This is a genomic window from Pseudooceanicola nitratireducens (genome assembly GCF_900109195.1).
Lineage (GTDB): Bacteria > Pseudomonadota > Alphaproteobacteria > Rhodobacterales > Rhodobacteraceae > Pseudooceanicola > Pseudooceanicola nitratireducens.
Genome location: NZ_FNZG01000001.1, coordinates 1183427 through 1208802, shown reverse-complemented (window position 1 = coordinate 1208802; position 25376 = coordinate 1183427). Strand labels below are relative to the sequence as shown.

Sequence of the window (25376 nt, the reverse complement as noted above, 5' to 3'; positions counted from 1 at the left end):
TGCAGGCAGAAAAGCAGAAATCGGGGGCAGGTCCTTAGATCAGGCCGGGCAGATGAAGCGCCCCAAGAAGAAGAACGGTCAAGGCAGCAACACCAGCCATGTCTTCGATCAGCGTGCTGCGGGACCGGCGGGCAAGGTCTGAAATCTGGCGGATCATCGTGGGCTCCTGTCAGTGTTCTCTTTGTTGCTCCTTTGTTCTCATATCCTTCAGAACCTGTAAAGAACTTTGTGAGAACATTTGAGAACAAAAATCCTAACCGACTGAAATCAAACGAATTGCCTCATCCTGCCCCATCAGCCACAGAAGAACGCGCACGGACCGGCCCCTGTCGCCTTCCAGCTTGGGATCCAGCGTCAGAAGGGTGCGTGCATCACTTTGGGCCAGGGCCATCAGCCCCGCATCCCTTTCCAGATCGGCGATCCGGAAACGGGGCAGACCGGATTGCGCCGTGCCGATCATGTCGCCCGCACCACGCATCTCAAGATCGGTTTCCGCGATTCGAAAGCCGTCTTCGGTTTCGCGCATCAGGATCAGCCGCTTTTCAGCCGTTTCTGACATGGGCGCGCGATACATCAGCAGGCAGGTGGCCTCGGCCTCCCCCCGGCCGACGCGGCCGCGCAGCTGGTGCAATTGCGCAAGGCCGAAGGTCTCGGCCCGTTCGATCACCATGATCGAGGCATTGGGCACGTTGACCCCGACCTCGATCACTGTCGTGGCAACCAGAACCTGGCGATCACCGGCAACGAACTTGGCCATCGCCGCGTCCTTGTCCGCGGCGGGCATCTGGCCATGGACCAGCGCCACGACGTCTTCGCCAAGTGCTGCGCGCAGGTGTTTGAACCTGTCCTCGGCCGCCGTCAGATCGACCGTTTCGCTTTCCTCGACCAGGGGGCAGACCCAATAGGCCTGTTTGCCTTCGGCAACGGCGGGCCGCAGGTGGTTCACCACCTCTTCCAGCCGGTCGGTCGAAATGAGGGCCGTCTTGATCGGCTTCCGCCCCGGCGGCTTTTCATCGAGGACGGAGACATCCATGTCCCCGTATTGCGTCAGCGCAAGAGACCGTGGGATGGGCGTCGCAGTCATCACCAGGACATCCGCCTGCGCGCCCTTCTTGCCCAACAGCAGCCGTTGGCGCACCCCAAACCGATGCTGTTCGTCGACGATGGCCAGCCGCAGGTCGCGGAAAATCACATCGTCCTGAAAGACGGCGTGGGTGCCCAGCAGGATGTCGATGTCCCCAGCCTGAAGCGCCCGCAGCTTTTCCGCCCGGTCCGCGCCCCGGTCACGGCCCGTCAGGATCTCGACCCGCACGCCGGCGGCTTCGGCCAGGGGCTGCACGCTTTCAAGGTGTTGGCGCGCAAGGATTTCCGTCGGGGTCATCATGACACCCTGCCCTCCGGCCTCGACCGCGATCAGCAGCGCCATGACCGCGACCAGCGTCTTGCCCGCGCCCACGTCCCCCTGCAGCAACCGCGACATCCGCGTGTCACCGCCCATGTCCTTGGCGATCTCCTGGATCGCGCGTTGCTGCGCGCCGGTCGGGGCATAAGGCAAAGATTTCAGAACCTTGTCCCGAAGGTGCCCGGGACCAACCGTGGCCTGCCCCTTCTTGCGCCGCGACTGCGCCCGCGCCAGGGCCAGCGTCACCTGGTGCGCAAACAGCTCATCATAGGCCAGGCGAGCCCGCGCCCTATCCAGAACGCTCGTGTCGTCATTTGGTGCATGCGCCTGATTCAGGGCGTCCCGCCAGGTTGGCCAGGCCCGCTGCGATACAAGCTCTGCATCGATCCATTCCGAAACCTCCGGCGCGCGCGACAGTGCCGCCTGCGCCGCCTTCCCCATAGCCTTTTGGCTAACCCCTTGCGTCAATGGATAAATCGGTTCGAATTCCGGCAGGTCCCGGGCTTCCGCGACCGGCAAGACGTGATCCGGATGCACCATCTGCGCAACACCGTCAAACAGCTCCAACCGGCCCGAAACGATCCGTCTGCTTCCCTCCGGCAACAGCTTTTTCAGGTAATCCCCGCGGGCATGAAAGAAGACGAGCGCGAAACTCTCCTCTGCGTCCTCGACCATGATCCGGTAGGCACCGCCGCGACGGGCCGCCGGACGATGCGCGCCAACCGCGATCTCAACCGTGACCACGCCTGGGATCTCGGCCCCGCGGATCGAGGGCCTAAGCCGACGGTCGATCGCACCGTGCGGCAGGACGAACAGCAAATCCCGGGGCGCAAAAACGCCCATGTTCTCAAGGCTTTTCGCGGATTTCGGGCCGATCCCCGGCAGGGTCTGGACCTGCCCGAACAGGGGAAACAGGATTTCCGGCCGCTCAGCCATCAGCCGCTGATCAGGGCGATCCACCCATCCTCGTCGATGGTTTCGATGCCTAGATCGGCAGCCTTCTTGGCCTTGGATCCTGCCCCCGGGCCCGCGACGAGAAGATCGGTTTTGGCCGAGACCGAGCCCGAAACCTTCGCGCCCAAGCTTTCCGCCGTCGCCTTGGCTTCCGCCCGGGTCATCTTCTCCAAAGTGCCTGTAAAGACGACAGTTTTTCCCGCCACCGGGCTGTCGGACGTCGCCGGAGCAGCCACGTCCTGCACGTCCAGTTCCGCCACCAGCCGGTCGATCGACGCGCGTTCGGCCTTCTGATGGAAGGTCGTGACCAGCGACATGGCCACCGCCGCGCCGATACCGTCAATGCCGACGATGTCGTCCCAGGCGGCTTTTGCGCTGGCCGGCACGTCCTCCCATGCGGCGTTGCGAATCGCGGAAACGGCGGCGCGGCGGCTTTCGGCGGCGGCGGCACGGCGTTCGCGCAGCACGGCTTCTTCCCCGGCGATGAATTGCTGTGCCGCCGGGGCGGCGGCGTCCACGGCGGCGGCAAAGCCCGCCCAGCCGCCGAAATGGCGGGCCAGATCGTTGGCCGCGACCTCTCCGACGTGGCGGATTCCAAGGGCAAAGATCAGCCTGTTCAGAGGGATACGACGTTTTTCGTCGATCGCTGCGAACAGGTTGGTCACGCTTTTTTCGCCAAAGCCGTCGCGGTTCTTCAACTTGGCCAGCTGGTTCGCATCGCGTTTGGCCAGGGTGAAGATATCCACCGGTTCGCGGATCGGCAGGATCTCATCCGCGTAGAACATCTCGATCTGTTTTGCGCCCAGGCCTTCGATGTCGAAGGCCGCGCGTGACACAAAATGTTTCAGCTTTTCAACGGCTTGAGCCGGGCAAATCAAGCCGCCTGTGCAGCGGCGGACAGCGTCACCTTCTTCCCGGACGGCCTCGGATCCGCATTCGGGACAGCTGTCGGGGAAGACGTATGGCGCGGCCCCCTCGGGGCGTTTCGACAGGTCGACGTCGGCCACCTTGGGGATCACGTCGCCGGCCCGGTAGACCTGGACCCAATCGCCAACGCGGATATCCTTGCCGTCGCGAATGGTTTCGCCCTTGTTGTCGCGGCCGGCGATGTAGTCTTCGTTGTGCAGCGTCGCGTTCGACACAACGACACCGCCTACGGTCACCGGCGTCAGGCGGGCGACGGGGCTAAGCGCGCCGGTCCGGCCGACCTGAATGTCGATGGCTTCCAGCCGGGTCCAGGCCAGTTCGGCCGGAAACTTATGCGCAAGCGCCCATCTGGGCGTGGTCGAGCGACTGCCAAGCCGTTGTTGCAGCGCCAGATCATCAACCTTGTAGACCACACCGTCGATGTCATAGCCAAGCGTTGCGCGCTGTTCCTCGATCGAACGGTAGTGGGCGAGCATTTCTTCCGGGCTTTTGCACAGGTGCGTCAGCGGGTTGGTCTGAAAGCCAAGTTTTTCAAGCTGTTGGATAGCGCCGACCTGGGTGTCGGCCAGCGGTGCGCTCAGGTCCCCCCAGGCGTAGGCGAAGAATTTCAACGGACGCGACCGGGTGATTTCCGGATCCAATTGCCGAAGGGAACCGGCGGCAGCGTTGCGCGGGTTGGCAAAGGTCTTGCCCCCCCTCTCTTCCTGGCGGGTGTTCAACGCCGCGAAATCGGCGTGGGACATGTAGACTTCGCCCCTGACTTCCAGCACCTCTGGCGCGCCTTTAAGACGCTCGGGAATGTCCTCGATGGTCAGGGCATTGGCGGTGACGTTTTCACCAACTTCACCATCACCGCGGGTTGCGGCCTGAATCAGGCGGCCGCCCTCGTACCGCAGCGACAGGCTGAGCCCGTCGATCTTGGGTTCCGCCGTAAAGGCCAGAGGCTGCCCGGCGGGAATGTTCAGATAGGACCGCACCCGCGCGTCGAAATCCGTGATGCCCGCATCTTCGAAGGCATTGGCCAGCGACATCATCCGGACCACGTGGCGGATCTTGCCAAAACCTTCGGACGGGGCCGCCCCGACCTGGTCCGAAGGGCTGTCGGCGCGCTTCAGATTCGGGAAACGCTCTTCGATCTCGGCATTCCGGCGCTTGGCGGCATCGTAGTCGGCATCCGAAATCTCGGGCGCGTCTTCTGTGTGATAGGCCGTATTGGCGCGCGCCAGCAGGTCCGCCAGGCGGGCAAGCTCTTCTTTCGCCTGATCCTCTGTCAGCGCGTGAACGGGAATGTCTGACACGAAAGCGCCCCCTGCTTCTGATCCGGCGATATCAGCCTGGAAAAGATTTAGGCGGCACGCCCCCCGGGGTCCAGAGCGGAAACCCGCCCCATCCCGGAAGACACCCGGATTTCAGTTGATCTGCGCAGGGCGTTCAGGCCCCGACGGCCAGACGCTGGTCATCCATTTCCTCCGGCTGCGGATCGCGCAGGACGTAACCACGGCCCCATACAGTTTCGATATGATTGTCCCCGCCCGTGGCATTCGACAGTTTTTTCCGCAGCTTGCAGATAAAAACATCAATGATTTTCAATTCCGGTTCATCCATCCCGCCATAGAGATGATTAAGGAACATTTCCTTGGTCAGGGTCGTGCCCTTCCGCAGGCTCAGCAATTCCAGCATCTGGTATTCCTTGCCGGTCAGGTGAACCGATTTTCCATCGACCTCCACCGTCTTGGCATCAAGGTTAACAGAAACCTTGCCCGTCTTGATAATGGATTGGGAATGCCCCTTGGACCGCCGGATGATTGCATGGATCCGCGCAATCAACTCTTCCCGGTGGAAGGGTTTCGTCATGTAATCGTCAGCCCCGAAACCAAAGCCCTTGATCTTGTTGTCCGTGTCATCGGCCCCCGACAGGATCAGGATCGGCGTATCGATCCGGGAAAGGCGCAGCTGGCGCAGGACTTCGTGTCCGTTCATGTCAGGAAGGCCCAGATCTAGCAAAATCAGATCGTAATCGTAAAGCTTTGCCAGATCGATTCCTTCTTCGCCAAGATCTGTCGTGTAAACATTCAGGTTGGCATGATTAAGCATCAATTCAATGCTTTTCGAGGTAGTTGGATCGTCTTCGACGAGCAGCACACGCATAACCGATCTCTCCATCAGGTTTGATTACCAATTAACTTGCCCACAAATGGTTAACGTAGAATTACCGATCGGAACAATATTTACAACAACTCAAAGTTGTCATTTTCAAGACTTCCTATCGGAATTTCTGAACCGCCGTTGCTTTCAGCGCTTCTTCGCCGTGTTTTGTCACGGCCCAGACCCATTCACGAAACTCATCCGCCGAAAGCGCGTAACGTTCCAGCGCCTGATCCTGGGTGATCAGCCCGTGCATGACGCCCTTCACCACCGCCGCCTTGCGCGAGGCGACCCATCTGCGCGTCTCTTTCGGGGGCAAATCCGCCTGTGTCATGATCGAGCCGTCCGGCAGGGTGATCGCCCTTGGCCCCGAGATTTTCTTAAGGTACATCGCAACCGAACCCCTTTCCGTCCCGAGGCATCCTTGCCTCTCGAGCTTAACGGGGGATGAAATCGCGGGCTGTTATTCGTTCGCATTTTCGATTATGTCGCAATCTTTCGTTCACATACGTCGGAGCCAGAGCCATGGCACTTGATCGGACTTCGGGGCTGAACTCCCTTGGATTTGCAAAACCGCCGTCGGAAACCCGCGTGGTCGTCGCCATGTCGGGCGGCGTCGACAGTTCCGTGGTCGCGGCGCAGCTGGCCGAAGAAGGCTATGACGTGGTCGGCGTGACCCTGCAGCTGTATGATCACGGTGCGGCCCTTGCAAAAAAGGGCGCTTGCTGTGCCGGGATCGACATCCATGACGCCCGCCGGGTGGCCGAGGAAATGGGCTTTCCGCATTACGTCCTGGACTATGAGAACATCTTCAAGGACGCCGTGATCGACGAATTCGCCGACAGCTACCTGGCCGGCGCGACCCCGGTGCCCTGCATCCGCTGCAACGAGAGGGTGAAGTTCAAGGACCTGCTGGAAACCGCCAAGGACCTGGACGCCGATTGCATGGCAACGGGCCATTACATTCAACGCAAGATGGGCGATCATGGCCCGGAACTGCACTGCGCGGCAGATGCGAATCGCGATCAGAGCTATTTTCTCTTCTCCACCACGCCCGAACAGCTGTCCTTCCTGCGCTTCCCGCTCGGGCATCTGCCCTCGAAGGACGCCACGCGCGAACTGGCGGCGAAATACGGGCTGGCGGTGGCGGACAAGCCCGACAGCCAGGACATCTGCTTCGTGCCGAATGGCAATTATGCCAGCGTGATCGAGAAACTGCGCCCCGGCGCGGCCGAACCCGGTCAGATCGTGCATGCGGACGGCCGCGTTCTGGGCGAACATGAGGGTGTGATCCATTACACCATCGGCCAGCGCCGCGGGCTTGGCATCGGCGGGCTTGCCGATCCGCTCTACGTGGTGAAGCTCGACGTGGACGCGCGGCAGGTGATCGTCGGCCCGAAAGAGATGCTGGCCACCCGCCAGGTCCCGGTGCGTGAAATCAACTGGCTGGGCGACGGCAATTTCCTCGACGAAGCAGAGCGCCATATCTCGGTCAAGGTCCGCTCCACCCGCCCCCCGCGCGAGGCGATCCTGCGCCCGATCTCGGCCACCGAGGCCACGGTCGAGCTTTTGACGGCCGAGGAAGGCATCTCTCCGGGGCAGGCCTGCGTCTTCTATGAAACGGGCGGCACGCGCATCCTGGGTGGCGGCTGGATCCACAAGGGCTGACGCGCTCTCTGGCCAAGGGAGGCAGGGGGCTGTCTGCCCCCTGCGCCACGACTGCCAGGGGCAGTCATGGCTACCCCCGAGGATATTTGTAAAAACCAAAGAGGGGGGCTCGGCCTCCCCCGATCATCTTGCCAGAAATACTCCCGCCGGAGGCGTCCTGTCAGAGCCGTGAAAGCACGGCCCGGGCGGCGCGCACCCCAGGGTCTTCCTGGCCTTCTCCCAGCCGCTCCGTCGTCAGGTTCATCGCCTCCAGCTGTTCGCCGGGGGCGTTCAGCAGCGACAGGGCGGCGGGGGCGATGTTGCTGGCCTGGCACTCGGGGCCCAGGAATTCCGGCACGACACGGCTGTCGGTGACGTGGTTCACCAACGTCACCGTATCGGTGATCGCCATGCGCCGGATGATGGCGAAGGTCAGCGGGTTCATCCGGTAGGCAATGACCATGGGCGTGCGCGCGGCGGCAAGTTCAAGCGAGACCGTGCCGGAGGCCGCGATGGCAAGGTCCGCAGCGGCAAATGCTGCGCGCTTCATCGCGGGGGTGGTCGTTGCGGGATCGAGGATGAGGGGCTTCTGGGACCAGGTCGCGGTCTGCTCGCGCACCATCTGGTCCACGGGTCCGGCGGCGGGCAGGACAAAGCGCAGGTCGGGTCGTGCGCGGGCCAGGGCGGCGACGGTTTCGCCAAAGACCGGAGCCATGCGGCTGACCTCTCCGCGCCGGGATCCGGGCAGGAGGAGGACGAAGGGCGTGTCTGTCAGGTCATGTGCGGCGCGGAAGGCCGCGCAGTCGTCAGAGGTGGCGCGGGGCTGGGTCGCGATCGGGTGTCCGACAAAATCGCAAGTCACGCCCGCGGCCTGCATCAGCGGCGGCTCAAACGGGAAGAGTGCAAGGACCTGGTCGATCACGCCGACCATCTTCTTCGCGCGGCCGGGCCGCCAGGCCCAGATCGTCGGGGCCACGTAGTGCACCGTGCGAATAGAGGACTCCGCCTTGACCAGCCGGGCCACGCGCAGGCAGAAATCGGGGCTGTCGATGGTGATCAGAACATCAGGCTTTTCATCCAGCACCGCCTGGGCGGTCTCATGGATGCGGCGCTTGAGGTGGCGGTATTTCGGCAGGATCTCGGCCAGGCCCATGACCGACAGCTCATCCATCGGGAAGCGGCTTGTCATGCCTTCCGCGCACATCAGCGGGCCGCCCACGCCCGAGAACTGCACATCCGGCACCAGAGCCTTAAGCCCCGCCATCAGCGCCTGCCCAAGGGCATCGCCCGAGGGTTCGCCCGCGATCAGGAAGACGCGCATCAGGCGGGCTCTGCGAGCAGGAAGAGGCCCCTGGCCTCGACCATGGAGAGCAATTCCGCCCGGTCGATCAGAAGCACCGCACCGGATTGGATGGCGATGCCGTCAAGGCCGGCGGCGGCGGCGGCTTCCACCGTGGCGGGGCCGATCGCCGGCATGTCGACGCGCAGGTCCTGTCCCGGCTTGGGGCGTTTCACCAGAACGCCGCGCCGGGTGCCGCGCAAAGATCCGGGCGTTTCGCCCACGAAGCGCAGCATTGCGTCGGTGCCCTGCAGGGTCTCGACGCCCAGGCAGAGCCCCTCGGCCACGACACAGCCCTGGCCCACGTCCATGGGGCCAATTGCGGCCAGGATGTCCCTGCCCCGCGCGATGTCCGCGCGGGCGCGATCCGAGGGCGCGGGTCCGGCCAAAAGACCGTCGCCAGCGGTCAGATCGGGCAAAAGCTCATGCGCGCCCACAACCGCGAACCCCTGTTCTTCGAAAACGGTAATCACCAGCCGAAGCAGCGCGTCGTCGCCGCCCTGCATCGCCATCAAGATCCGCGGTGCCAGCGCCATCATCACCGGGTCGAGGGCCGAGGGATCGAGCGCGGGCCGCGACATAGCCCCGGCCATAACCACCCGGCTCACCCCGGCCGCGCGCAGCGCGTCAAAGACGCCGCCCAGCTTCTCGATCCGGTGGCGGTCCAGCCGATCCTCGGGCACGGCGACCGAGGCACCCTCAAAGGCCACCACATGGGCGTCCGGCAGGGCCTGGGCCAGGGCTAGCGGCAGGCCGCCTGTCCCGGCGATGATACCGATCCGGGACATGTCAGCCCTTTCCGGGCGTCAGGAAGGACCGGTCGCTTTCGGCGGTGACAAAGCGGACGATGTCACGGACGTAATCGCTTTCGGTTTCTTCCCCCAGGCGGCGGGCGCGGTCCTGGAAGGCGCCGTCGCCCTGGGCCAGCATCTGGAAGGCGGCGCGCAGGGCGGTGATGTCCGCCCGCGCCACGCCGCGCCGTTTCAGCCCGACCAGGTTCAGCCCGTCCAGCACGCCGCGCGGGGCCTGAACCAGACCATGGGGGATCACATCGTTGGTCACCATGGTCACCGCACCGATGATCGCGCCCCGCCCGATGCGCACGAACTGGTGCACGCCGGAAAGACCGCCGATGATCACGTCATCCTCGATGATGCAATGGCCCGCCAGGGCGGCGTTGTTCACCACCACGACGTTGTTGCCGATCTGGCAGTCGTGGGCCACGTGGCAGCCTGCCATGAACAGCCCGTCATCGCCGACGCGGGTGACGCCGCCACCACCTTCGGTGCCGGTGTTCATGGTGACATGTTCGCGGATACGGTTGCGCGCGCCGACGAACAGCTGGGTTTCCTCGCCCTTGAACTTCTTGTCCTGCGGGATGCCGCCAAGCACGGCAAAGGGATGCACCAGGGTGTCTTCGCCGATCTCGCAGATGCCCTGCACCACCACGTGGCTTTGCAGGGTCACGCCGCGGGCGATGCGCACCTTGGGACCGATGTGACAGAAGGGGCCGATCCGGACCTCGGCACCGATCACCGCCCCCTCTTCGATGATCGAAGACGGGTGGATCTGCGCTGTGGGATCAATGGACATGGTCACTCCTTCGGCAGGTCCATCATGGCGGTGAACTCGGCCTCGCAGGCCATTTCACCGTCGACCGTGGCCACGCCCTTGAACTTCCAGACCTTGCCGCCGGGTTTGCCGCGCACGGTTTCCAGGTTCATCTTCAGCACGTCGCCCGGCACCACCATGCGGCGGAACTTGCAGCCGTCGATGGCCATGAAATAGACCAGCAGGTCCTTGTCGGCCATGTCCATGGCGACGCCCACCATGACGGCGGCGGTCTGGGCCATGGCTTCCACGATGGTCACGCCGGGCATGATCGGCTTGCCGGGGAAATGGCCCTGGAAGTGCGGCTCGTTCATGGTGACATTCTTGATGCCCACAGCAGTCTGATAGCCGTCGATGTCTTCGACCCGGTCGACCAGCAGGAAGGGATAGCGATGCGGAATGATCCGCTGGATCAGGCCAATGTCGGCGGATTTCAGGCTGTCGCTCATGGGATCTCCTATCGGGTCCGGTTCTTTTCGTTTGGTGTTGCGTAGCAAGCCGGGCGGCAGGCGGCAAGAGAGGGGCGCATCCGCCGCACCATCGGGTGACCCGTGCAAAGGGCAATCCGGGCGCGTCTAGTTGCCGCTGACCGAGGGCTGGCCGGCGGTGCTATTCGGGGCCGCAGAGGGCGCTACAGGCGTCTGGATGGACGTCTGGGCGGGCGTTTCGGAAGGCTGGGCCGAGGGATCGGGCGTGCCAAGGTCGAACCCGCCCTCAACGGAGGTATCCCCGGCCATGGCACGATCCAGGCGGGCGATGGCCAACGCGGTCACGTCAATCGCCTGGAGAGACGCCAGAAGGCTGGCCTTTTCCACCACCACGACGGCGCCGGCCTCTTGCATGATGGACACCAGCACGGGGTTGGCGGCGGACAGGATTTCACGCCGGGCGGTATTGGCCTGATCCTGAAGGGCGCGCAGCTTGGCGTCCTGCTCTTCCCGGATGGTCTGGACCTTGTCGTCAAAGGCAGCGGCGGCGGCGCGGAAGGCATCCGCGCTAAGCGTGGCGCGCCGCGTGGTCAGGTCCTTTTCCTCTTCGGTCAGCTCGGCCTCGATCCGGCGGTTTTCCGCGGCCAGTTCGGCACTGCGGTCGGCCAGCTGGGCGTCGATCGCCTGGCCGGTCGCGCTGTCGGACAACAGGCGTTCACTGTCGAGAACAAGGATGGGGCTTGCCGTCGGGCGCAGCCGAGGCTGGGAGGTTGCGGCCGGATCCTGAGGGGCGGTCTGCGCCAGCACGGGGCCGGACGGAAGGCCCAGCAGAACCCCCGCAAGCACGAAGGCCGCCCCCCTCAGGCGCGGCCCTGCGGCCCGCACGCGGCGGGCCCTGTGCACCGGATCAGAATTCCGACCGGATCGATACGTTGAAGAACTGTTCACGGTCGTTCTGTTCTTTCTTCAGCGCCTTGGCGAAGTTGAAGCGCAGCGGGCCGATCGGCGTATCCCAGAAGACCGAGAGGCCGACCACATGGCGGGCCGAGCCGTTGTTGTACAGCAACGTACCGGTGCCGACCGAATTGGCCGATGCGCCCACATCCCAGATGTTCGAGATGTCATAGAAGGCACCACCCGACACGCCGTATTCCTCGGGCAGACCCAGGGGGAATTCGGCCTCGAGGCTGCCAACCATGTACATGTTGCCGTAAAGCGTGTTGTTCGCGGTGCCGTCGATGTGGCGCGGACCGACACCGCCGGCTTCGAAGCCGCGCAGGTCGTCGCCCAGCAGCGCCAGACGGTCGATGGTCCGGGACGAGCCCTTGGAATAGTTCAGCATGCCGCCCTTCACGATGGCGCGCAGGGTCACTTCCTCGTTCAGGATGCGGGTCTCGGCCACCGCGCGGGCGCGGGTCCGAACGAATTGAACGTCTCCGCCAACCGCGAAATCCTGAGCGAATTCAAGCAGAACGCCTTTGGTCGGGTCAAAGCCCGCATCGCGGGTATCGAAGGTGTAGTTGTAGCCGACCACACCGGCATAGACGTTGGCCTGGGCGATTTCGCTGTTGATGATGCTGCCCACGGCGGGGGAACCGCCACCGGTCGGATCGCGCATCGCCGAAGCCTCAAGCCCGAAGCGCAGGCCCAGGCGGGCGCGTTCGCCGACCGGGAAGGTCAGCCCCATGCCAAAGTTCGTGGCCGAGGTGTCGTATTCCGCGTTGTAGGTCGAGGTTTCGACATAGCCGGCGTCAAAGTTGAAGGCCACGTCACGGCCCAGGAAGGCGGGTTCAATGAAGGACAGCGAATAGTTCTGGTTCGATTCCGCGCCCGACAGCGTCAGGTTCAGCGACTGGCCGCGGCCCAGGAAGTTGGTTTCCGTGAAGGAGATCGCCAGACCAAAGCCCGAGTTGGTCGAATAGGTGCCGCCGAAAGACAGCGACCCGGTCGGCTTCTCGGCCACATCGACGTCGACAACGACACGGTCGGGGGACGACCCTTCGCGTGCGTTGACCTCGGCGTTTTCAAAGAAGTTCAGCGCGCGGATGCGCTCGGCCGCTTCGCGGATCTGGCGCGGGTTGAAGGGGTCGCCTTCAACGATCTTGAACTGGCGGCGGATGACCTGGTCCAGCGTGGTGGTGTTGCCTTCGACGTCGATGCGTTCGACGAAGATGCGCGGGCCACGGGTCAGCACGAATTCCACGTCCAGCGTCAGGTCGCGGTCGTTGCGGGTGATCCGCGGCTCGACCCGCAGGAAGTCCAGACCTTCGCGCACGGCCAAGGTCTCCATCCGCGCGATGGCGTTTTCGACATGGCTGGGCGAATAGACCACGCCGGGGCGCAGTTTCAGCACGGTTTCATACAGCTCGGCGTCGGCGGCGGGATAGTCGCTGACCACCGTGACCTCGCCAAAGCGGAATTGCTGACCTTCCTGGACGTTGAAGGTGACGAAATAGGCGTCCCGTTCACGCGCCAGTTCGGCGTCCACGGCGGTGGTGCGGAAATCGATGTAGCCACGCGACAGGTAGAAATCACGCAGAACCTGCTGGTCGAACTGCAGGCGATCCTCCACGAAGGTGTCGCGCTGGATCAGCTGGCGCAGCAGCCCGGCCTGCTTGGTCTGCAGCACGCGGCGCAGACGGCGGTCGGAATAGACGGTGTTGCCGACGAACCCGATGCGGTTCACTTCGGAATTCTTGCCCTCGATGATTTCATAGACCAGGTCGACGCGGTTGTCCGACCGGCGGATGATCTTGGGCGTGACGCGGGCGGCCAGGCGGCCCTGCTGGGCGTAGGCTTCGGCGATCTTGGCGGCATCCGCTTCAGCCTTGGAGGGCGAGAAGACCAGGCGCGGCTTGGACTGCACGATGGATTCCAGCGCATCGTCCTTCAGGCGACGGTTGCCTTCGAAACGGACGCGGTTGACCGTGGGATATTCGGTGACGTTGATGACCAGGGTGCCGCCGCGGGGCGTGATCTCGACGGTCTCGAACAGACCGGAGGCGACAAGGCGCTGGTAGGCGTCGTTCAGTTCGGCGGCGGACAGGGTCTGGCCCCGGGCGATTCCCGCATAGGACAGAATCGTGCCGGTTTCGATTCGGGCGTTGCCCTGCACCTGTACCGATCCGAAGCTGTAGCTTTGCGCGTGGGCCCGATCGGGCAGTGACGGCAGCGCGACGCTGGTCAACAATGCTGCGATCAGAACGCGGTTTGCGATTGTGCGGAAAGACAGGTTGGCAGCCCTGCTCTGCGTTGTTTTCTTCATTGTCCCACCCGGATGGAATGCCCCCAGTTGAGAAAGTGAGTACCGCGTGAGCCGGGGCTTGTCAAAATCATCCGGGCCAGAAAAGAAAAAGGTGCGCAGACCGTGTGGAATGCGCACCGTTCAGTTGAAGACCGGGTTGATGTGCTGCCCAATCCGGTCTTGCTGAGGTCGGCCGCTGCCACGGCCGGGGGGAACTTGTGAAATCAGGGGCTGCGGCGCGAAGGGCCGGGCCCGAAAGGCGGTCGATCAGGCGACCAGCGACGCCATCCAGTAACCGCCGGCCAGGGCCATTGCGATCATGCCGACCGTGAACAGACGATCACGGTTCAGGTCCACCAGAAGGGAAACGCCGGAATAAGAGTTCTGAATCAGTTGCATCCTGCCACCGCCTTGAAGTGCACGCAGCCCAGGGGCCGCCTTTGCGCTTACTCTCGTCAAGGATTGGGGCGGAATTGGGACGGCAAATGTGACGATTTCAGGGCAGCGATTTCAGGGCCGATGCGACGGGCCGCAAAGGCTGTGGCACCCTGCCCCGACCCGGGTTCGATCAGGGACAGAACACATCGTTTGTCAAAGCGAAGATCATCACCGACAGGATCAGCGTCAGCCCGGCCCCCATCAGGATGCGCAGCGCATTGTCCGACGGCGGCTTGCCCGCGATGGCCTCGTATCCGAAGAACACCAGGTGGCCACCGTCCAGCACGGGGATCGGAAACAGGTTCAGCAAGCCCACGGCGGTCGACAGCGCCGCGACGAACCAGATGAAGCTGACTGCGCCCTGGCTGGCCATCGCACCGGATGTCTGGGCGATGCCGATCGGGCCGGTCATGTTGCAGGTGCTGATCGCCCCGGTGATCATGTGATACAGCCCCGAGATCGAGCTTTCCGCGATCCGCCAGGTCGTGCTGACACCGTTGGACAGGGCCGCCAGGGGACCGACGCTTTCGGTGCCCGGCTCGAACGCCATGCCGCCGGCGATGCCGATGCGCCATTCGGTGCGGAACCCGCCTTCGGCTTGGGGTTCGTCGACGCGGCGCGGGGCCAGGACAAAGTCCAGCGGATCCGCAACGCCGTCGCGCCAGACGGTCAGCGCAAGGGGGGCCCCGTTCGAGGCCTCGACCCGGTCCTTCAGCTGTTCGAAGGCAAAGATCTCGGTCCCGTCGATGGTCTCGATCACGTCCCCGACCTTCAGGCCGATGTCATAGGCGGCGGAATTCGGGGCCAGCTGGGTGATCAGCGGCGGATAGGGGTAAGGTCCCGGAACGGTCATTTCGGAACCGCCCCGGATGATGTCATAGTCCAGCGCCTTTTCGCGCGGCAGGGCCTCGTCAAAGCCGTCGAAGCTTGCGGTCTCGTCCTCGGGCAGCGGCACGCCACCGATGCGCAGCACCTGGTCGCCCTGCTCCAGCTGCGCATAGCTGGGCGGCAGCGGGCGCATCTGGTCCACGGTCAGCGGATAGGCCACGTCGCCACGGGCAAAGAACAGCGCCCCGAAGATCAGGATTGACAGGATGAAGTTGAAGACCGGCCCGGCCGCGACGGTGGCGCTGCGCGCCCAAAGCGGCGCGCCATGCATGGTCATGCGACGGTCGGCGTCGGAAAGATGCGACATCGCCGCCCCGTCCTTGCCCGAGGCAGCATCGCTGTCGCCCAGGAATTTCACGTATCCGCCAAAGGGAAGCGCGGCCAGCTGCCAGCGGGTGCCATGTTTGTCGACCCGCGACACGAGCACCGGCCCGAAGCCAAGCGAAAAGACCTCGGCCCGGATGCCGGACAGGCGGCCAATGATGTAATGGCCGTATTCATGGATCGCGACGATGATCGACAAGGCCACCACAAAGGCCAGAAGTGTCATGAAAATGCTGCCGAACTGAGGAAGTAATTCCATGAACCTGCCTATTGCTGTGACAAACTGCGTGCTTCAAATGCGCCGGATTACAGCGCCTGGGCCATGACCTTTTCGGCCTCTCTCCGGGCGAGATGGTCCATTTCAAGGATGTTATCAAGGTCAAAGGCCGCTTCAATCGGTCCCAGGTCGGGATCAAGGCGATCAAGAACCCGTGCAACCACCTGCGCCATGTCGGTAAACCCGATCTGTTCGGCGATGAAGGCATCCAGCGCGCGTTCCTTGGCGGCGTTGAAGGCCGCCCCGGCCAGGCCGCCCCGCTCCATCACACGTTTGGCCAGGGTCAGCGCGGGATAACGGTCGGGATCGGGGGCGCGGAAGGTCAGCTGCCCCAGCTTGGCCAGGTCCAGCCGTTCCACCGGCAGATGCGCGCGTTCGGGCCAGTGCAGGGCATAGCCGATGGCGTGGCGCATATCGGGCGCCCCCAGATGCGCCATCATGCCGCCGTCCACGTGGCCGACGATGGCGTGGATCATGCTTTCGGGATGGATCAGAACCTCGATCTGGTCGGGACGCAGATGGAAGAATTCCTTGGCCTCGATCACCTCGAGCGCCTTGTTGAACATCGAGGCGCTGTCGATGGTGATGCGCTGCCCCATGTCCCAGTTTGGATGGGTGGCGGCCTGCGCGGGGGTGGCAGATCGCAGCGTCTCGATCGGCCAGTCGCGGAAGGCACCGCCACTGGCGGTCAGGATCACACGTTCCACGCTTTCCAGGCCCTCGCCCTCAAGCGCCTGAAAAACTGCGGAATGTTCGCTGTCGACAGGCAGAATGGTCGATCCGGTAGCCTTGGCTCGCTGCATGACCAGCGGCCCCGCGGTGACAAGCGTTTCCTTGTTGGCCAGCGCCAGGGTCGCCCCCTGGTCCAGCGCGGCGATCCCGGGCGGCAGCCCGGCGGCCCCGACGATGGCGGACATGACCCAGTCGGCCGGACGCGCGCCGGCCTCTCTCAGCGCCTCGGTTCCGGCGGCGGCCTCAACCCCCGATCCGTTCAGCGCGGCGCGCAGATCGTCCAGGCGGGTTTCATCGGCGGTGACGGCCAGGTCGGCCTTCAGGCGGATCGCATCCTCGGCCAGGCGGGCGATGTTCTGGCCGCCGGTCAGCGCCACGACGTCATAGGCCCCGGGGTTGCGGTCGATCAGGTCGATGGTGTTCTGCCCGATCGACCCGGTTGCGCCGAAAATCGAGATCCTGCGCATCAGAACGTGCCCACGGGCAGCCCGGCCCAGGGGCCGATCAGCAGCAGAAAGACCGCCCCGCCCAGCATGCCGTCGAAGCGGTCCAGCAGACCGCCATGACCGGGGATCAGGGTGGAACTGTCCTTGGCCCCGACCCGCCGTTTCATCGCGCTTTCCGCCATGTCACCCATTTGGGACGCCATCGACACGGCGATGGACAGGCCGATCAGGGAATAGCCAACCTCGCTTTGCGCGGCAAAGACCGCGCCGACAAGGCCCGCGGCGATCCAGCCGGCAACGGTGCCTGACCAGGTTTTCTTGGGGCTGACGCGGGGCCAGAACTTGGGCCCGCCAATGGCGCGCCCGGCGAAATAGCCCGCGATATCGGTGGCCACGACCACCAGCACCAGCCACAGCAGCCAGCCCATGCCCGAGACCTCGCGCAGCTGGACCATGCCGAAGGCGGCCACAAGGATCATGGCGGTGAATGTCAGGTAAAGCACCCGGTGGCGCGGCACCCAAGCGATGCCCGCCATGGCCGGGGCCAGCAGCAGCGGCAATGCCATCAGCATCGGCAGATACAGCGCCCCCAGCAGGGCCACGCCCGCCGTCCCCGCCATGGCCAGGGCGGATTTCCGCGCCTCGGGCGTCAGAAGGCGGACCAGTTCCCAGACCATGCCGCCCACGACCAGGGCAAAGCCCAGGCGCAGCGCGGTGCCGCCCAGCCAGATGACCGTCAGCCCCACGGCGACCATGGCAACGCCCGAGATCACGCGGGCGGTCAGATCCTCCCAGGAGCGCGCCATGTCAGGCCTTGACCCCGCCGTAACGCCGCTCGCGCCCGGCGTAATTGGCGATCAGCCTGGCAAAGACCTCTTCCGAGAAATCCGGCCAGAGCGTGTCGATGAACTCGTATTCCGCATAGGCCGACTGCCACAGCAGGAAGTTCGAGATCCGCGCCTCTCCGCTGGTGCGGATCACCAGGTCGGGATCGGGCAGCACGCGGGTGTCGAGGTACTTGGGAAGCGTTTCCTCGTTGACCTCTTCGGGGTTCAGCTTGCCTGCGGCCACGTCCCGCGCCAGCCGCTTGGTGGCGCGCGCGACCTCGTCCCGCCCGCCATAGTTCAACGCGATGGTCAGGTTGGTGCCGTCACATTCGCGGGTGGCTTCCTCAAGGTCGTCCATCAGGCATTGCAGCTTGGGATCAAGCCCCGGCCGGTCGCCGATGAAACGCACGCGGACGTTGTTGGCCTTCAGCGCGCGGGTTTCCTTCTGGATATAGCGGCGAAAGAGGCTCATCAGCCCGGCGACCTCGATCTGGGTGCGTTTCCAGTTCTCGGTCGAAAATCCGAAGATCGTCAGGTACTTGACGCCTTGATCCGGGCAGGCCTCAACGATCTCCCGGACGCGTTTCGCGCCGGCGTGATGGCCGAACAGACGTGGCCGACCGCGGGAGGTGGCCCACCTTCCGTTGCCGTCCATGATGATGGCGACATGGCGGGGCCCCCGCCGGATATCCTCGGGCTTGGTCATGATGATCGCAGGTCAGACCTGCATGATCTCTTCCTGCTTCGTTTCAAGCGCGGCATCGACCTTCTTGACATAGGTGTCCGTCAGGTCCTGCACTTCGCTTTCCCAGAATTTCTGGTCATCTTCCGACAGACCATCGGCCTTGGCCTTCTTGATCTGGTCCATGCCGTCGCGACGGATGTTGCGCACGGACACCCGCGCGCTTTCGGCGTACTGAGCGGCAACCTTGGTCAGCTCGCGGCGGCGTTCCTCGTTCAGCTCGGGGATCGGCAGCATGATGATGGTGCCATTGAGCTGCGGGTTGATGCCAAGCCCGGATTCGCGGATCGCCTTTTCGACCTTGTTCACAAGGCCCTTGTCCCAGACGTTGACGGTGACCATGCGCGGCTCGGGCACGTTGACGGTGCCCACCTGGTTGATCGGCGTCGGGCTGCCATAGGCATCCACCATCACCGGCTCCAGCATGGAGGCCGAAGCGCGGCCCGTGCGCAGAGAGGCGAATTCGGTCCGCAGAGAGCTCATGGCCCCGTCCATGCGGCGTTTCAGGTCGTCTGTATCCAGCTCGAAATCGTCAGACATTGGGTTCCCCGTCGGTCTTTGTCAGGTCTCAGGCGTTCTAAGCTTTCCCGCCGCGCTTGTATAGGGACCAATCCTCCGGCCCGAGCCCTCAGCTGATCCAAATGCGCGCCTTTGGCGCGCACGATCCAATTGCGCCTGTCCTGAAGGACAGTCGCGATGCCTCCGGCGGGGATATTTCCGGCAAGAGGATGTTTGGGGACGGACCTCAGGACATCCTCTTGCGATAAATATCCCGGGGGTGAAAGCTCAAAGCCCTGGCTTTGAGCTGAGGGGGCAGCGCCCCCTATTGCGCACCGGCCCCTTGGGTTGGATCGGTTTACGGGATGGCGGGCGGGGCGTCGTGGGCTCCGGCCTGGCGGAGGCCACGCGCGGCGATCCGACCATCCCGGAGGATCAGTCGCGGACGATCGTATAGGTGCCCTGGCCGGCAAGGATGCCGCGGAAGCCACCGGGTTCGTCCAGCGAAAAGACGATGATCGGTTTTTTGTTGTCGCGCGCCAGGGCGATGGCCGAGGCGTCCATGACGTTCAGGTGCTGGGCCAGCACCTCGTCATAGGTCACCTTGTCATAGCGCTTGGCGTCGTCGTGCTTCATCGGGTCCTTGTCGTAGACCCCGTCCACCTTGGTGCCCTTGAAGATCGCCTCGCAGGCCATTTCGTTGGCGCGCAGCGTGGCGGCCGTGTCGGTGGTGAAATAGGGGTTGCCGGTGCCCGCGGCGAAGATGCAGACGCGGCCCTTTTCCAGATGCCGCACGGCGCGGCGGCGGATGTAGGGTTCGCAGACCTGGTCCATCGGAATGGCCGAGATAACCCGGGTGAATACGCCCAGCCCTTCGAGGGCGGATTGCATCGCAAGCGCGTTCATCACGGTGGCGAGCATGCCCATGTAATCGGCCGTGGTGCGTTCCATTCCCTGGGCCGAGCCCGCGAGCCCGCGGAAGATGTTGCCGCCGCCGATGACCATGCAGATCTCGACACCCAGGTCATGCACCGATTTGACCTCGCGCGCGATGCGTTCCACCGTCGGGGGATTCAGCCCGAAGCCCTTGTCGCCCATCAGCGCCTCGCCCGAGATTTTCAGCAAGACACGCTTGTAGGTGGTTTGGGGCTGATCGGCGGCCATGTTGCGCTCCGTATTTGCGGGGGGATAAGTTGCGCGCAAAATGGTCGAAAATGCAGGGCAGTTCAATGCACCTTTGTCACAAAAGCCGAAGCTCGGCGATGATCGGCGGATCGAGATGAGCGGGACACACGCGGATATCCCTGATGGCCTGTCGAAAGACCGGCCCGTGCTGATTGCCGGTCCGACCGCGTCGGGAAAATCCGCGCTGGCCCTGGCCATTGCCGAACGTCACGGCGGGGTCGTGGTCAATGCCGACGCGATCCAGGTCTACGACAACTGGCGCGTTCTGACCGCCCGCCCCCCGGCCGAGGACGAAGCTAAGGTTCCGCATCTGCTGTATGGCCACGTGGCGCGCGATCATGCCTATTCCGTCGGGGAATGGCTGCGAGAAGTCCTGACGCTTCTGGACGGGCCGCGCCCGATCATCATCGGCGGCACGGGGCTTTACTTTGCGGCCCTGACCGAAGGACTGGCCGTGATTCCGGCGACACCGCCCGAGATCCGCACTGAGGCGGACCGGATCCGGACCGAGGACGGGCTGGACGCGCTGCTGAAGGATCTGGATCCGCAGACCCTGGCGCGGATCGACCAGGCCAATCCGATGCGGGTGCAGCGCGCCTGGGAGGTCTGGCGCAGCACCGGGCGGCCGCTTGCCGCCTGGCAGGACGACACGCCGCCGCCCGCCCTTCCCGCATCCGAGGCCGAGACCATCGTCGTCGATGCTCCGAAGGACTGGCTGACCCCGCGGATCGAGGCGCGCTTTGACCTTATGCTGGAGCAGGGCGCGCTGGAGGAAGCGCGCGAAAACCTGGAGGGATGGGATCCCGCCCTACCCTCCTCCAAGGCCATTGGCGCGCCCGAGCTGATCGCCCATCTGCGAGGAGAGCTGACGCTAGACGAGGCCCGCGACCGGGCCACGATTGCCACCCGGCAGTTTGCAAAACGACAACGCACCTGGTTCCGGGCCCGTATGAAGGACTGGCGGCCCTACACACCCAAGGGTTGATTCTTAACGCCAGCCGCGCCCGCATGGGTGTTTATCCCCGAGCTATCCACAAACCATCCCCAAAATGCCTTGGGAGCGGCGGATTTCTGTGGGAATACTGTGGATAAGTCGTCGCGGGCTTTACCAATTGGAACATGAGGGCGTAGCGTTGGTGCATCAACAGGGGTGTGACATGCAGATACAGAACATTCTGGCGCAGACGCCGCATGAGGCGTCGGTGGCCTCTCCTCGTATCCGAAGCCTGGGTCAGCTGACCATGGGGTCGCCCTGGCGGCTGGAGGTACAGCACGCCCGGGCCTCGCATCTGTTCCTGTGGCTGACCAAGGGCCAGGGGCGTGCAACGATCCTGGGCAAGCGCCGGGGTGTCGGCGCGCACAATGCGCTGTTCGTGCCGGCCGGGGCGCTGATGTCCATGGACCTGGGCAAGCAGTGCTATGGTATCGCCATCGACCTGCCCGCCCATGAAAGCGGCATCTGGCCGGAAGAGCCGCAGCACCTGCGGATCCGCGACGTGATGGCCCAGAACGAGGTCAACGCGCTTCTGGACAACATGCAGCGCGAACAATCCACGCACCGCGCGTTCGGGGACGAAGCCGCGCGCGCCCACGCCGGGCTGCTGGCGGTCTGGATGCGCCGGATGCTGGCACAGGAAGACAACAAGCCGAACCCGCGGATCCCTGCGGCGGACCGGCTGATCGGGGCCTTCTGTGCGCTGGTCGAAAAGGATTACCGATCCGGCAAGCCGATGGCGGATTACGCCGCTGCCCTGGGCGTGACGCCGACGCATCTTAGCCGGGCCTGCCGTCAGGTCGCGGGGCTGACGGCGGCGGACATGATCACGCAGCGGGTGCTTTATGCGGCGCGGGACATGCTGGAAAGCGGCGACCTGCCGATCCGGCTGATCGCCGAGATGCTGGGTTTCTCCTCGGCGGCCTATTTCACGCGGTTCGTGCAGAACCAGACGGGCAAGACGCCCTCGGCCCTGCGCCAGCAGGCGCGGCCCTGAGGATAGCGGCACCAGCCCCCGCCGGACCCGCGTGACAGGATGCAAAGGGCGTGCCAGCGGCGCGCCCTTTTTCCATGCCGGTCAAGTGATTTGCAAAGCCTTTGAAATCCTGTTGCAATCTCAAGGTATGTCGTTTCTGCTGGCTGGAAATGTCGGTTTTGGACATAGGCCCGCGTCGCAAACAGCCTGACCGGGCCCAGGGGGGGGAGAAGATCGCCGAAAGGCCAAACCTGAAGGCCAGGTCGCGAGGGGCAAGCCCACGACCGGCCAGAAAGAAACCACGGGACTGCGCCGCCCTCTGGCCTATCTGTTACGCATCCGGCCCCGGGTCGGCGGAGCGCAGGGCCAAAGACGCGATGCAGGATCCGCGCCCGCCCCAAAACCCGAAGAAAACCAGAACGCCGCGAAACAAGACGTGTCACAGGGAGTAGACGATGAGTCTTCACAAGGAAAACAAGCCCGGGGAAGCAACGCCCGTGCACCCGGCCGCCCGGATGTATGCCCGGGAATTCAAGGCCGGCAAGCTTAGCCGCCGCGAATTCATCACCCGCGCCTCGGCGCTTGGCGTTGCCAGCGCGACGATCTACGGGCTGGGCGGGATCACTCCGGCGCACGCCGAAAGCCACATGCAGCCGCAGGCCGGCGGCACCCTGCGCGTGCAGATGCAGACCAAGGCGCTGAAGGACCCGCGCAATTTCGACTGGTCCGAGATGGCGAACTTTGCCCGGGGCTGGCTGGAATACCTGGTGGAATACCAGATCGACGGGTCGTTCAAGGGCATGCTGCTGGAAAGCTGGGACACCAATGACGACGCCACCGAATATACGCTGAACATCCGCAAGGGCGTGACCTGGAACAACGGCGATCCCTTTACCGCGGACGACGTGCTGTTCAACATCACCCGCTGGTGCGAAACCAATGTCGAAGGCAATTCGATGGCTTCGCGCATGGCGTCGCTGATCGACAGCGAAACCGGCGTGCTGCGCGTCGGCGCGGCCGAAAAGATCGACGACCACACCGTGGTGCTGCGCCCGGCCACGCCTGACATCGCGATCATCGCGGGCTTTGCCGATTACCCGGCAGCGGTGGTGCATCCGTCGTATGACGGGGAAGACCCGGCCTCGAACCCGATCGGCACCGGCCCTTTCCTGCCCGAGCAGAACGAAGTGGGCGTGAAACAGGTGCTGGTGAAGAACACCGACCACACGTGGTGGGGCGAAGGTGCCTATCTTGACCGGATTGAGTTCATCGATTTCGGCACCGACATGGCCTCCTGGGTGGCTGCGGCGGACGCGGACGAGATCGACATGACCTACCAGTCCACCGGTGAGTTCATCGAGGTGCTGGACGCCATGGAATGGACCAAGTCCGAGGCCGTCACCGCCGCAACGATCACCGTGCGGTTCAACCAGGCGAATGAACCCTACAATGACCGCGAGGTCCGCAAGGCGCTGATCCAGGCCGTCGACAACGCGGTGATCCTGGAACTGGGCTATGCCGGGTATGGCACCGTGGCGGAAAACCATCATGTCTGCCCGATCCACCCGGAATATGCGGATATCCCCGGCATCCCGACCGACCCCGCCGCCGCCCGCGCCAAGCTGGAAGAACTGGGCCATGGCGATACGGTGTTCGAGCTGATCTCGATCGACGACCAGTGGCAGTCCGAGACCTGTGACGCCGTTGCCGCCCAGATCCGCGACGCCGGGATCAACGTGGAACGCAAAATCCTGCCCGGTTCGACCTTCTGGAACGACTGGCTGACCTATCCCTGGTCCGCGACCGAATGGAACATGCGTCCGCTTGGGGTGCAGGTCCTGTCGCTGGCCTATCGCAGCGGCGTCGCCTGGAACGAAACCGCCATGGCCAACGCTGAATTCGACGGCCTCCTGGATGAAGCGATGGCGATTGCCGATGCCGACCAGCGGCGCGCGGTCATGGCCAAGCTCGAAGCGATCATGCTGGACGAAGGCGTCATGGTGCAGCCCTACTGGCGGTCCCTGTTCCGGCACTACAAATCGAACGTGCACGGCACCGAGATGCACCCCACCTTCGAGATGCATCATTACAAGTGGTGGGTCTCGGCCTGATCCGGCTTTGGGACATCCCCCGGGGTGCCCCGTTTCGCGGCCCGGGCCCGGGGTTTCGGAACCGGCCCTTTCGCATCCGCGCGCGGGCCTGAACCGCGCCCGGCCAAAAGCGGGCCATAGGACCGGAGAGCAATCTTCACCAAAGTTCCCAGGCGCGGCGGTCCCGGCCGCGCGCCCAGGCAGACAGGGATTTCGATGCTCCTTTTCCTTCTGAAGCGGATCGGGACTATGCTGCTGACGGCGCTCTGCCTCAGCTTCGTGGTCTTCTTTCTGACCAACCAGCCGGCGATGCTGGAAAAGGTGGCCAAGTTCGAAGGCAATGCGCGCATGTCCGACGAAGAGGTCGCGCGGTTCCTGGACAAGAACGGCTTTGGCCAGCCCATGGCGGTGCGCTATGGCGAATGGCTGGGCGTGCTGCCCGGCTGGACCCAGGACGACGGCGACAGCATCAAGGGCCGCTGCATCGCGCCGGGTCAGGATGCCGCCACCGCGCCCAGCCATTGCGGCGTGCTTCAGGGCGACTGGGGCAGCAGCCGCGTCTTCCGGGACGAGGTCGGCACGATCATCGGCACCCGCCTTGCGCTGACGGGTAAGATGATGCTGTGGGTGATGATCCTGATGGTGCCCACGGCGCTTGTGATCGGCGTGCTGGCGGGCATGCGCGAAGGATCGCGGCTGGACCGGGGCCTGTCGACCCTGTCGATCGCCACCACGGCGACGCCGGAATATGTCTCGGGCGTCATCCTGATCTCGGTCTTTGCGTCATCGGCCGTGGGGCTGAAATGGTTCAAGGGCACCGCGACCGGCGCGATGGAAAACGCCACCTTCGAGAACTTCTTCCTGCCCGTCCTGACCATCGCGCTTTACGGCATGGGCTATATCGCCCGCATGACCCGCGCGTCGATGGCCGAGGTGATGACGGCGCAATACATCCGCACCGCGCGGCTCAAGGGCGTGTCCTTCCGCAACATCGTTCTGAAACACGCGCTGCGCAACGCGCTGATCGCGCCCTTTACCGTCATCATGCTGCAATTCCCCTGGCTGCTGAACGGCGTGGTGATCGTCGAGACGCTGTTCAACTACAAGGGCCTGGGCTGGGCGCTGGTGCAGGCGGCGGGCAACAATGACATCGACCTGCTCATGGGCATTTCGGTCGTGTCGGTCATCGTGGTTCTGGTGACACAGCTGATCTCCGACATCGGCTATGTCTATCTCAACCCCCGCATCCGCATCAGCTGAGG

23 protein-coding genes are annotated in these 25376 nt (G+C 64.2%); 5 read left to right on the top strand and 18 right to left on the bottom strand.

Annotation, left to right across the window (positions count from 1 at the left end; translation table 11 throughout):
• Nucleotides 1-34: 34 nt before the first annotated feature.
• The 5 genes from BMX99_RS19980 to sciP all read right to left on the bottom strand — a co-directional run bounded on the left by BMX99_RS19980 (nucleotide 35) and on the right by sciP (nucleotide 5819).
• Nucleotides 35-157: a hypothetical protein gene (locus BMX99_RS19980; protein ID WP_261315444.1), complete on the bottom strand. Its 123-nt coding sequence runs from the start codon at nucleotides 155-157 to the stop codon at nucleotides 35-37.
• A 96-nt stretch (nucleotides 158-253) separates the two neighbouring features.
• A complete protein-coding gene (recG, locus tag BMX99_RS05595; RefSeq protein WP_093448253.1) occupies nucleotides 254-2338 on the bottom strand; it encodes an ATP-dependent DNA helicase RecG in 2085 nt (694 codons plus the stop codon).
• Nucleotides 2338-4581, bottom strand: coding sequence for an NAD-dependent DNA ligase LigA (gene ligA / locus BMX99_RS05590; RefSeq protein WP_244525573.1), 2244 nt, complete (start codon nucleotides 4579-4581; stop codon nucleotides 2338-2340). The genes recG and ligA overlap by 1 nt, the downstream gene beginning before the upstream one ends.
• Before the next feature lie 133 nt (nucleotides 4582-4714).
• The gene (gene ctrA, locus BMX99_RS05585) at nucleotides 4715-5431 is read right to left on the bottom strand and encodes a response regulator transcription factor CtrA (RefSeq protein WP_093448250.1); all 717 of its coding nucleotides are present in this window, start codon (nucleotides 5429-5431) and stop codon (nucleotides 4715-4717) included.
• 115 nt (nucleotides 5432-5546) lie between these two features.
• A complete protein-coding gene (gene sciP, locus BMX99_RS05580; RefSeq protein ID WP_093448247.1) occupies nucleotides 5547-5819 on the bottom strand; it encodes a CtrA inhibitor SciP in 273 nt (90 codons plus the stop codon).
• Between the two features lie 134 nt (nucleotides 5820-5953).
• On the opposite strand from sciP, the gene mnmA reads away from it, so the two are divergent.
• The gene (gene mnmA / locus BMX99_RS05575; protein WP_093448244.1) at nucleotides 5954-7096 is read left to right on the top strand and encodes a tRNA 2-thiouridine(34) synthase MnmA; all 1143 of its coding nucleotides are present in this window, start codon (nucleotides 5954-5956) and stop codon (nucleotides 7094-7096) included.
• 160 nt (nucleotides 7097-7256) lie between these two features.
• Here the strand turns inward: mnmA and lpxB are convergent, their stop codons facing one another.
• From lpxB to pyrH, 13 genes are all read right to left on the bottom strand, one after another.
• Complete coding sequence (gene lpxB, locus BMX99_RS05570; protein ID WP_093448242.1) at nucleotides 7257-8396, bottom strand: lipid-A-disaccharide synthase; 1140 nt, start codon at nucleotides 8394-8396, stop codon at nucleotides 7257-7259.
• Nucleotides 8396-9202: an LpxI family protein gene (locus BMX99_RS05565; RefSeq protein ID WP_093448239.1), complete on the bottom strand. Its 807-nt coding sequence runs from the start codon at nucleotides 9200-9202 to the stop codon at nucleotides 8396-8398. The genes lpxB and BMX99_RS05565 overlap by 1 nt, the downstream gene beginning before the upstream one ends.
• 1 nt (nucleotide 9203) lies before the next feature.
• Nucleotides 9204-10007, bottom strand: coding sequence for an acyl-ACP--UDP-N-acetylglucosamine O-acyltransferase (gene lpxA / locus BMX99_RS05560; RefSeq protein WP_093448236.1), 804 nt, complete (start codon nucleotides 10005-10007; stop codon nucleotides 9204-9206).
• A gap of 2 nt (nucleotides 10008-10009) precedes the next feature.
• Nucleotides 10010-10474, bottom strand: a complete 465-nt coding sequence (gene fabZ / locus BMX99_RS05555; protein ID WP_093448233.1) for a 3-hydroxyacyl-ACP dehydratase FabZ — start codon at nucleotides 10472-10474, stop codon at nucleotides 10010-10012.
• 126 nt (nucleotides 10475-10600) lie between these two features.
• Nucleotides 10601-11338 (bottom strand): OmpH/Skp family outer membrane protein, encoded by a 738-nt coding sequence (locus BMX99_RS05550; RefSeq protein WP_254771992.1) that lies wholly within the window; start codon nucleotides 11336-11338, stop codon nucleotides 10601-10603.
• 22 nt (nucleotides 11339-11360) lie between these two features.
• The gene (bamA, locus tag BMX99_RS05545) at nucleotides 11361-13718 is read right to left on the bottom strand and encodes an outer membrane protein assembly factor BamA (protein WP_093448230.1); all 2358 of its coding nucleotides are present in this window, start codon (nucleotides 13716-13718) and stop codon (nucleotides 11361-11363) included.
• 246 nt (nucleotides 13719-13964) lie between these two features.
• Nucleotides 13965-14096 carry a hypothetical protein gene (locus BMX99_RS19975; RefSeq protein ID WP_261315443.1) on the bottom strand — a complete coding sequence of 44 codons (132 nt, stop codon included), beginning with the start codon at nucleotides 14094-14096 and terminating at the stop codon, nucleotides 13965-13967.
• A gap of 169 nt (nucleotides 14097-14265) precedes the next feature.
• A complete protein-coding gene (gene rseP / locus BMX99_RS05540; RefSeq protein WP_093448227.1) occupies nucleotides 14266-15606 on the bottom strand; it encodes an RIP metalloprotease RseP in 1341 nt (446 codons plus the stop codon).
• A 47-nt stretch (nucleotides 15607-15653) separates the two neighbouring features.
• Nucleotides 15654-16823 carry a 1-deoxy-D-xylulose-5-phosphate reductoisomerase gene (gene dxr, locus BMX99_RS05535; protein ID WP_093448224.1) on the bottom strand — a complete coding sequence of 390 codons (1170 nt, stop codon included), beginning with the start codon at nucleotides 16821-16823 and terminating at the stop codon, nucleotides 15654-15656.
• Nucleotides 16823-17608 carry a phosphatidate cytidylyltransferase gene (locus tag BMX99_RS05530; RefSeq protein ID WP_093448221.1) on the bottom strand — a complete coding sequence of 262 codons (786 nt, stop codon included), beginning with the start codon at nucleotides 17606-17608 and terminating at the stop codon, nucleotides 16823-16825. Before BMX99_RS05530 ends, dxr begins: the two co-directional genes overlap by 1 nt.
• 1 nt (nucleotide 17609) lies before the next feature.
• Nucleotides 17610-18335, bottom strand: a complete 726-nt coding sequence (locus BMX99_RS05525) for an isoprenyl transferase (protein WP_093448218.1) — start codon at nucleotides 18333-18335, stop codon at nucleotides 17610-17612.
• A gap of 12 nt (nucleotides 18336-18347) precedes the next feature.
• Nucleotides 18348-18911: a ribosome recycling factor gene (frr, locus tag BMX99_RS05520; RefSeq protein ID WP_093448215.1), complete on the bottom strand. Its 564-nt coding sequence runs from the start codon at nucleotides 18909-18911 to the stop codon at nucleotides 18348-18350.
• 393 nt (nucleotides 18912-19304) lie between these two features.
• Nucleotides 19305-20033: a UMP kinase gene (pyrH, locus tag BMX99_RS05515; RefSeq protein ID WP_093448213.1), complete on the bottom strand. Its 729-nt coding sequence runs from the start codon at nucleotides 20031-20033 to the stop codon at nucleotides 19305-19307.
• Nucleotides 20034-20148: 115 nt separating this feature from the next.
• Between pyrH and miaA the strand changes: the two genes are divergently transcribed.
• From miaA to BMX99_RS05495, 4 genes are all read left to right on the top strand, one after another.
• Nucleotides 20149-21039, top strand: a complete 891-nt coding sequence (gene miaA, locus BMX99_RS05510; RefSeq protein WP_244525574.1) for a tRNA (adenosine(37)-N6)-dimethylallyltransferase MiaA — start codon at nucleotides 20149-20151, stop codon at nucleotides 21037-21039.
• A 172-nt stretch (nucleotides 21040-21211) separates the two neighbouring features.
• Nucleotides 21212-22045 carry an AraC family transcriptional regulator gene (locus BMX99_RS05505; RefSeq protein ID WP_093448208.1) on the top strand — a complete coding sequence of 278 codons (834 nt, stop codon included), beginning with the start codon at nucleotides 21212-21214 and terminating at the stop codon, nucleotides 22043-22045.
• Nucleotides 22046-22479: 434 nt separating this feature from the next.
• A complete protein-coding gene (locus BMX99_RS05500) occupies nucleotides 22480-24135 on the top strand; it encodes an ABC transporter substrate-binding protein (protein WP_244525575.1) in 1656 nt (551 codons plus the stop codon).
• A gap of 195 nt (nucleotides 24136-24330) precedes the next feature.
• Nucleotides 24331-25374, top strand: a complete 1044-nt coding sequence (locus BMX99_RS05495; protein ID WP_093448205.1) for an ABC transporter permease — start codon at nucleotides 24331-24333, stop codon at nucleotides 25372-25374.
• Nucleotides 25375-25376 lie beyond the last annotated feature (2 nt).

Coding starts and splice junctions, on each gene's coding strand:
- frr (WP_093448215.1), bottom strand. CDS start 18,911: ATGTCTGACGATTTCGAGCTGGATACAGACGACCTGAAACGCCGCATG.
- BMX99_RS05495 (WP_093448205.1), top strand. CDS start 24,331: ATGCTCCTTTTCCTTCTGAAGCGGATCGGGACTATGCTGCTGACGGCG.
- lpxB (WP_093448242.1), bottom strand. CDS start 8,396: ATGCGCGTCTTCCTGATCGCGGGCGAACCCTCGGGCGATGCCCTTGGG.
- BMX99_RS19975 (WP_261315443.1), bottom strand. CDS start 14,096: ATGCAACTGATTCAGAACTCTTATTCCGGCGTTTCCCTTCTGGTGGAC.
- recG (WP_093448253.1), bottom strand. CDS start 2,338: ATGGCTGAGCGGCCGGAAATCCTGTTTCCCCTGTTCGGGCAGGTCCAG.
- bamA (WP_093448230.1), bottom strand. CDS start 13,718: ATGAAGAAAACAACGCAGAGCAGGGCTGCCAACCTGTCTTTCCGCACA.
- BMX99_RS19980 (WP_261315444.1), bottom strand. CDS start 157: ATGATCCGCCAGATTTCAGACCTTGCCCGCCGGTCCCGCAGCACGCTG.
- lpxA (WP_093448236.1), bottom strand. CDS start 10,007: ATGTCCATTGATCCCACAGCGCAGATCCACCCGTCTTCGATCATCGAA.
- ctrA (WP_093448250.1), bottom strand. CDS start 5,431: ATGCGTGTGCTGCTCGTCGAAGACGATCCAACTACCTCGAAAAGCATT.
- sciP (WP_093448247.1), bottom strand. CDS start 5,819: ATGTACCTTAAGAAAATCTCGGGGCCAAGGGCGATCACCCTGCCGGAC.
- BMX99_RS05505 (WP_093448208.1), top strand. CDS start 21,212: ATGCAGATACAGAACATTCTGGCGCAGACGCCGCATGAGGCGTCGGTG.
- BMX99_RS05500 (WP_244525575.1), top strand. CDS start 22,480: ATGAGTCTTCACAAGGAAAACAAGCCCGGGGAAGCAACGCCCGTGCAC.
- BMX99_RS05565 (WP_093448239.1), bottom strand. CDS start 9,202: ATGTCCCGGATCGGTATCATCGCCGGGACAGGCGGCCTGCCGCTAGCC.
- miaA (WP_244525574.1), top strand. CDS start 20,149: ATGAGCGGGACACACGCGGATATCCCTGATGGCCTGTCGAAAGACCGG.
- dxr (WP_093448224.1), bottom strand. CDS start 16,823: ATGCGCAGGATCTCGATTTTCGGCGCAACCGGGTCGATCGGGCAGAAC.
- BMX99_RS05525 (WP_093448218.1), bottom strand. CDS start 18,335: ATGACCAAGCCCGAGGATATCCGGCGGGGGCCCCGCCATGTCGCCATC.
- mnmA (WP_093448244.1), top strand. CDS start 5,954: ATGGCACTTGATCGGACTTCGGGGCTGAACTCCCTTGGATTTGCAAAA.
- fabZ (WP_093448233.1), bottom strand. CDS start 10,474: ATGAGCGACAGCCTGAAATCCGCCGACATTGGCCTGATCCAGCGGATC.
- BMX99_RS05530 (WP_093448221.1), bottom strand. CDS start 17,608: ATGGCGCGCTCCTGGGAGGATCTGACCGCCCGCGTGATCTCGGGCGTT.
- pyrH (WP_093448213.1), bottom strand. CDS start 20,033: ATGGCCGCCGATCAGCCCCAAACCACCTACAAGCGTGTCTTGCTGAAA.
- rseP (WP_093448227.1), bottom strand. CDS start 15,606: ATGGAATTACTTCCTCAGTTCGGCAGCATTTTCATGACACTTCTGGCC.